The 6,311-nt window shown below is 45.6% G+C and carries 9 protein-coding genes; 5 read left to right on the top strand and 4 right to left on the bottom strand.

Going from position 1 to position 6,311, the window contains the following annotated elements:
- Nucleotides 1-766 precede the first annotated feature (766 nt).
- Nucleotides 767-1,516 (bottom strand): SDR family oxidoreductase, encoded by a 750-nt coding sequence (locus B147_RS0104705; RefSeq protein WP_020586091.1) that lies wholly within the window; start codon nt 1,514-1,516, stop codon nt 767-769.
- 106 nt (nt 1,517-1,622) lie between these two features.
- Between B147_RS0104705 and B147_RS0104710 the strand changes: the two genes are divergently transcribed.
- Nucleotides 1,623-2,540: a LysR family transcriptional regulator gene (locus B147_RS0104710; protein ID WP_020586092.1), complete on the top strand. Its 918-nt coding sequence runs from the start codon at nt 1,623-1,625 to the stop codon at nt 2,538-2,540.
- A gap of 219 nt (nt 2,541-2,759) precedes the next feature.
- On the opposite strand, the gene vapC is transcribed toward B147_RS0104710, so the two are convergent.
- The 3 genes from vapC to B147_RS32270 are packed head-to-tail and all read right to left on the bottom strand — an operon-like array spanning nt 2,760 to nt 3,719.
- Complete coding sequence (vapC, locus tag B147_RS0104715) at nt 2,760-3,167, bottom strand: type II toxin-antitoxin system tRNA(fMet)-specific endonuclease VapC (RefSeq protein WP_020586093.1); 408 nt, start codon at nt 3,165-3,167, stop codon at nt 2,760-2,762.
- Nucleotides 3,167-3,400 carry a type II toxin-antitoxin system VapB family antitoxin gene (gene vapB / locus B147_RS0104720; RefSeq protein ID WP_020586094.1) on the bottom strand — a complete coding sequence of 78 codons (234 nt, stop codon included), beginning with the start codon at nt 3,398-3,400 and terminating at the stop codon, nt 3,167-3,169. The genes vapC and vapB overlap by 1 nt, the downstream gene beginning before the upstream one ends.
- Nucleotides 3,401-3,458: 58 nt before the next feature.
- Nucleotides 3,459-3,719: a hypothetical protein gene (locus B147_RS32270; protein WP_020586095.1), complete on the bottom strand. Its 261-nt coding sequence runs from the start codon at nt 3,717-3,719 to the stop codon at nt 3,459-3,461.
- A 59-nt stretch (nt 3,720-3,778) separates the two neighbouring features.
- Between B147_RS32270 and B147_RS31630 the strand changes: the two genes are divergently transcribed.
- The 4 genes from B147_RS31630 to rhuM form a co-directional block, all read left to right on the top strand.
- Nucleotides 3,779-4,000 (top strand): hypothetical protein, encoded by a 222-nt coding sequence (locus B147_RS31630; protein WP_157237776.1) that lies wholly within the window; start codon nt 3,779-3,781, stop codon nt 3,998-4,000.
- A gap of 16 nt (nt 4,001-4,016) precedes the next feature.
- Nucleotides 4,017-5,372: a tetratricopeptide repeat protein gene (locus B147_RS0104730; RefSeq protein WP_020586096.1), complete on the top strand. Its 1,356-nt coding sequence runs from the start codon at nt 4,017-4,019 to the stop codon at nt 5,370-5,372.
- Complete coding sequence (locus tag B147_RS0104735) at nt 5,369-5,959, top strand: plasmid pRiA4b ORF-3 family protein (RefSeq protein ID WP_020586097.1); 591 nt, start codon at nt 5,369-5,371, stop codon at nt 5,957-5,959. The genes B147_RS0104730 and B147_RS0104735 overlap by 4 nt, the downstream gene beginning before the upstream one ends.
- Nucleotides 5,956-6,311, top strand: a 356-nt coding sequence (gene rhuM / locus B147_RS0104740; RefSeq protein WP_026259509.1) for a RhuM family protein, incomplete at its 3' end; no start/stop codon positions are given. The genes B147_RS0104735 and rhuM, both read left to right, overlap by 4 nt.

The following is a 6,311-nucleotide window of genomic DNA, read 5'->3' on the forward strand; positions in this document are numbered from 1 at the left end:
TAACTCATGACAAAAAAATTGATGAGTTGATCGACTGGGAAAATAGTGCTGAAATCCTTGCCTGGCTTGACAGTTTATAAACCACTGAAGCAGCTTTTGCTAGCCTTGGAGGGGTGTGTAGTAAAACAAAAAATTATGTTGCCACTGATTTTTAAAATTTTCAAAATTGTTTTTAACGTGTTGAATTTCAATACAATATTGATTTGCAAGGCACCTGATAGAAAAAGCTTTTAAATTCAGTTGGTTAGGCCAGCTCGCAACATAATGGTATCATGTTTCGTCCAAAGCCTTTACAGAAAGGATGTTTGATACTCCAACCAATTCTTAGGGGGCTAAAATTCTAAAGGTGAGTTTTTGCATTTGTAGGGTTCTCTTTTTTGAAATTTCAACAAGCCCACATATTGTGGTTGAATCGTCCTTTAAAAGATCCGGAGTGACAGGGACAGTCTAGGGCAATTGTCTATTGAAAAACAAAACCGATCGAATAAGCAGTGCTCGCCTCAAAAGTCTCTAATCCGATTGATCGCGGCATGGACAGATTAATCTGATACGACATCCATTTCAACTGTCTGCAAATCCACCTTTTCCCGCGCTGCTAATCCTGCGAGCGCGACAACTTGCCGGGCGTTGCGCCCTGTGGTTTCCCGAATCCCGGCATAGACTGTATGCCCAGCCTTCGCCAATCCCTATGCAGCCATACACCCGAATTCACTTGAAGCACCTGTTATAACGATTATCTTTTTCATCGCACGTCTCCTTCTTTTGACTAAACGATTCCACCATTGACATAGATAGTTTGGCCATTAACCCAACCGGCATCCACACCAACAAGAAACGCCACGGCATTGGCAATATCTTCAGGTTGCCCAAGCCGCTCCAACGGCGGCATTTTGGCCAGGTGTTGGATCTGTTCGTTCGTTTTGTTTTTTAAAAAAAGATCCGTTGCCGTTGGTCCGGGAGCCACCGCGTTTACGGTGATGTTCCGGCCGCGTAATTCCTTGGCAAAAATATTTGTCAGTGTCTCAACCGCAGATTTAGTTGCGGAATATATAGTGTAGCCTGGTGTGGCAAGCTTGCGGACACTGGAGGAGAAGTTGACGATTCTCCCGTTATCCCGCAGTTTCCCGGCTGCAAGCCGAAGCGTATTGAATGTCCCTTTAAGATTAACAGCTACAATTTTGTCGAACAATGCATCATCCGTATCGGATAAGGAGATCAGGCCCGGCTGCATGATTCCGGCATTATTGACGAGAATATCGACCCCGCCATAAAGCGCGGTGGCCTGGTCAAACATGGCCACTACCTGCTCAGGCACGGAAACATCGGCCTGGATTACGGTGGCTCTCCCTCCCTTGCCCTTGATGGCTCCCACCACGGCGTTGGCTGAATCAGCATTGTTCGCAAAATTCACCAGGACGGATATTCCATCGGCGCTCAGGCGCTTGGCAACGGCCGCACCGATTCCACGGGATGCTCCTGTAACGATAGCCACTTTGCTCTTTTTAGATGTATTCATTGCCCCCTCCTTCGGTTTGGGTTTATGTCTTACTCAACCAACAATATGTAACAGCCTATAACTTTTGGTAGACGAATAAGCAGAATATCAATTATACTGATTTTGTATGACAGTATTTGACGATTTATCCTTGCTGCGCGCGTTCGTCTGTATTGTGGAAAGTGGCAATATTTCTACAGCGGCCCGCAAACTCCAGTTGACGCAACCGACGCTAAGCCGTTATTTGCAGACCCTGGAAGCTCGCTGCGAAGCCGTATTGCTATTCAGAGATACGCACCGGATGCGCCTGTCTTCGGCGGGAAACCAGTTTTTGCAGGAGGCCCAATCCCTTCTGGCCGCGGCGGAGGAAGCCGAATTGCGGCTTCAGAACGACCAGACAACCCTGCGAGGTCATATCCGTCTGTTCTCAACAATTGATTTCGGCCAGAGTGTCGTCAGTCGACTTGCCGCAAGTTTCATTCAAGCCAATCCTGCAGTGACAATTAGCCTTGCGTATTCCAATCGCCCAATGCATATGCTTGAAGAAGGTTGCGATNTAGGCATCATCGCCGGTACCCTGACGGATGATATGATCATTGCACACCCACTCCCGGCCATTAAGCGATACCTTGTCGCTTCCCCTGTGCTTCTAAAGAAGCATAAAGCCATTGTTTCCAAGCCAATCGAACTTCAATCCTGGCCGTGGCTCGCGCTTTCCGGCTTTCAATTCGGTGGGGAAAAGGAAGTCATAATTTATTCGACTGAAAAGAAAAAAAACAGGTTGGAGATAACGCCTGTCCTGACGTCTGAAGGTGTCACCAGCCAGCGTGAAGCGGCTCGGATGGGGCTTGGAATTGCTGTGTTACCGGAGTGGCTGATCGCTGAAGATCTTGTTTCCAAGCGACTAATAAGAATTTTGCCGGACTGGCACGCCCAAGACCTACCAGCTCATATCGTATACCAGGTGCAGAGACGCCTGCCATTGCGCGTGAGCAATTTCATTGATTTTGCAACCGCTTATATGACAAAGCTTTTAAACTCTTGAAAATAATTCAAGATTTATTAATGAAGAGGACCAGATCCTCGGATACGAAGAGGCTGATTACATCCTTTGCAATTTTTGATTACGTGACGTTCCATAGGTATTGTATAGGCAGAGCAACTGAAATAATTAAACAGGATGACAGGGATATTCTGCGGTATCCATTTGCTTGAAAAATCGACATTGGCGCAAAGGTAGTCCTTTCTTTGGAACCCTATCTCTTCACTTTGTTTCTATCCAATTTTCGAGCCGCAAACCATCGACTCTCACAAATTCACGTATGTTGTTAGAAACCAGGATTAAAGATTCACTTCGGGCATGGCCTGCAATATGCAGATCATTGACCCCGATAGGCGTACCTTTCTTTTCTAAATCCGCTCTGATATTTCCATAGTGGGCGGCGGCATTATCATCATAGGGAAGGACTTCTATACGTGATACAAAATCTTCTACTTTTCGCAGATTGTGTGACACCATAGAGCTTTTTTCAACACCATGTAATAATTCTGCTAACGTTATTGAACTAATACACATCCGGCCTGCATGGGCGTTAAAAATGTCCAATACTTCAAGTGGTCGACGTTTAATCACATAAATAACGATATTGGTGTCCAACATATATTTCAGCATCAAAAAGATTCCCTTTCTGATTGTTCTTGTGAAGCACGTTCCGTCATAAAATCATCTGAGACGCCATCTTCAGAAAGAAAAAAGCTATCCCATGTGTTTTCCACAGGTGAAAGTATACGGTCTTTGCCGACAACACGCACAACAACTTTTTTCACATTTTCCGGGAATCTGCTGTCAACTGGTAATCTTACCGCTTGGGTTCTATTATTTACAAAGACGGTTCCTACATCCATGGGCAGTCTCCTATAATTAGTTTGCTATATATGTAAAGTATATAGCAGGGAGGTGTATTTAGCAATGGTATATAGTGCTGATTTTTGTAAATATGATTTCTCCTCTCAACCACTTAAATTTATCTTCCACATTTTCAGCTTCCACAGGAGTAACAGGGAGTCTGAGGGGGAGCCCTTCCGAAAAATGGACCTTGTCCTTTAGGTAGTCTTCGCCCCAAACAGATCGAAGAACGCTTCTGTAAAAATTAAAAACCCAGTAGTGCAAATTCTCCCTTGCCATATAAACAGCAGTCAGGATAATCTCCAAATTATTTTGCATTTTATCATTTGCTGATTTCGATCTAACAGCCCTTGTCCGATTTTGAAAACGGAAATTATTTGAAGTCATCAAACATCAAAAATAAACAAAAAGTTTTATATTTAGGAGTGATTTGTTGGCTACCTTTAGGGATTTTGTGTCGTTGGCTGATTGAAGATGGCAATTGGCAAGTCGGTATATCAGCACTGAAAGAAAGAATCAGCACCCAGATAAACATCACACCTGTATCCGGTGGCCGCAGCTCAATGTCCGGCCCGGGCTGTACAAGGGTTGGAATATGAATTAGAGGACAAGTAAATGACTGATTCCCGCAAACAAAAACTGATCGATCTGGGGCCGCACGCCCTTGCAGATGCCTTATTGAATTTTGCAGTCCATTCCGATGAGGCGGATGACCTGATTGAACAGCTGATTGCCACCCCAAAGGAAAATGTTCAACGCTTTAAGAAGAAGCTTTCCGGCCTGAAACATTCAAAGCGATTTATTGACTGGCAGGGAGCCTCCAGTTTTGCCCGAGAACTGGAAATGCTGCTGCAGGATTTAAAATCCGGTGTGGTGGATGATCCGCTCACCGGCATTGAACTTGTTGCGGCATTTTACGAGGCTGACAATACCATTTTTGAGATGTGCGATGACTCCAGCGGAAATATTGGCGATATTTTCCGCTATGATGCTAAAGAACTGTTTGTGGACTATGCTTCACGCTGTAAAGACAAAGAAAAAATTGCGGACATCATTCTTAAAGTAAATAAAAAGGACAATTACGGCATCCGGGACACTTTGATTGATTGTGCAGGAGTGTGTCTGCCTGAGGATGTTATCCGAACGATGATTACAACGCTTCAGCAATGGGCAGACAAAGAAAAAGATGAATACGGCAAACGTCGTCACCTGATGTTGATCGAATCACTGGCCCGCCAGATCAAGGATGCAAAGCTGTTTGAAAAGACGCGCATCGCTTCATGGGGAAAGCTGTCCACAGCGGCGCTGATTGATATTGCCCGGGTATACCTTGAAAGCGGAGATGTTGAAACCGCCCATTCCTGGCTTAAGAAAATCCCGGAAGGTGAAACCTTTCAAGCATACGAGCGGGATAAGCTCCTTGAGGAGATCTACCATAAGCAGGGTGATTCTGAAAAGCTGACAAAGCTTCTGTACCAGAAATACAGATCCCATCATTCCACTGACACCTTGCAGGCGCTTCTGGATGTCATCGGTCATGACAAACGGGATGATGTTATCAATGATGAAGTTGAGCAAATCCTGAAAACCGACAGGCTCCGGGAATCCGATGCCAAATTCCTGATTGCAGTCGGGAAGATAGATGAAGCCGAAGAATATCTTCTGGGGCGTGCCGACCAGCTTGATGGTAAACATTACGGCAGTCTGCTTTCTCTGGCAGAAGCGATGGAGCCAGAAGATCGCCATCTTGTCACCAGCCTGATGTACCGCAATCTGCTTTTCTCAATTCTGGAACGTGGGTACACCAAGGCCTATCCCCATGGTATTCGGTATCTAAAAAAGTTAGATAAGCTGGCGGCAAGCGTCGCCGATTGGAAAGAATTTAATCATCACGAAGCTTTCAAAGAGAAGATCATTCAGGCCCATGGCCGAAAACGAAGCTTCTGGTCAAAATATGAGGTGAAGAAATGAACGAACGATTTTATCTGCTGAAAATACAACTGCTTGATATCGAACCGGCAATCTGGCGTAGTTTTGTGGTACCCGCCAGCATTACGCTGGACCGGCTGCACGATGTCATTCAGATTGTCATGGGTTGGACCGACAGCCATCTGCACGAATTCACCATCGGTAATAAACGATACACGGAATACCCGGAATCGAAAGAAGACGGGCTGGTTTGCGGCAGGTACCGTCTTGGAAATCTGATCAAACAGAAAGGCCGCACCTTTGGTTATCTGTATGATTTCGGGGATAGCTGGGAGCATGAACTTGTTCTGGAGGAAAGCCGCTATTTCAATCCGGAACTGAGAACGGAACTGGCCTGTCTTGAAGGCGAACGCGCTTGCCCTCCTGAAGATGTAGGCGGCGTACCCGGCTACTTTGAATTCTGCAACGCCCTGAAGGACCCGAGCCATGAAGAGCACGAAGGTTACATGGAATGGTCCGGTGGCGATTACGACAGTGATCGGTTTGATTCCGGTTCTATCAACTGGGAGTTGATGAAATACCTCCGTTGGTCCCGGGACAGGTATCAAAACTGGGGCGGCGTTGAATGAAGACGGATAAAAACAAGCAACTTCAAAAAGCTGGAAAAAAAGAGACTTCTATTGTTCGTTCCTCGGCGGCCGAGTATCTAACATTTGTTGCAGCCACAGGCAAGAGCGGTGTTGAGGCGGTATACGCAGACGAGAACATCTGGCTGACCCAGAAAATGATAGCCACGCTCTATGACGTTGATGTCAGGACGGTAAACTATCATTTGAAAAGGATATTTAGAGACAGTGAGTTAGAGGAAATTTCAGTTATCCGAAATTTTCGGATAACTGCCTCTGATGGCAAAAATTATAACACCAATCACTACAATCTCTCGGCCATCATCGCCATCGGTTATAAGGTCAATTCGGAGCG

The organism is Desulfobacter curvatus DSM 3379 (genome assembly GCF_000373985.1).
GTDB classification, from domain to species: Bacteria; Desulfobacterota; Desulfobacteria; order Desulfobacterales; family Desulfobacteraceae; genus Desulfobacter; species Desulfobacter curvatus.

What these genes read in the sequence shown, in the direction of transcription:
- B147_RS0104735 (WP_020586097.1), top strand. Translation starts at nt 5,369, where the DNA reads ATGAACGAACGATTTTATCTGCTGAAAATACAACTGCTTGATATCGAA.
- vapB (WP_020586094.1), bottom strand. Translation starts at nt 3,400, where the DNA reads ATGGATGTAGGAACCGTCTTTGTAAATAATAGAACCCAAGCGGTAAGA.
- B147_RS0104705 (WP_020586091.1), bottom strand. Translation starts at nt 1,516, where the DNA reads ATGAATACATCTAAAAAGAGCAAAGTGGCTATCGTTACAGGAGCATCC.
- B147_RS32270 (WP_020586095.1), bottom strand. Translation starts at nt 3,719, where the DNA reads ATGCAAAATAATTTGGAGATTATCCTGACTGCTGTTTATATGGCAAGG.
- vapC (WP_020586093.1), bottom strand. Translation starts at nt 3,167, where the DNA reads ATGCTGAAATATATGTTGGACACCAATATCGTTATTTATGTGATTAAA.
- B147_RS0104730 (WP_020586096.1), top strand. Translation starts at nt 4,017, where the DNA reads ATGACTGATTCCCGCAAACAAAAACTGATCGATCTGGGGCCGCACGCC.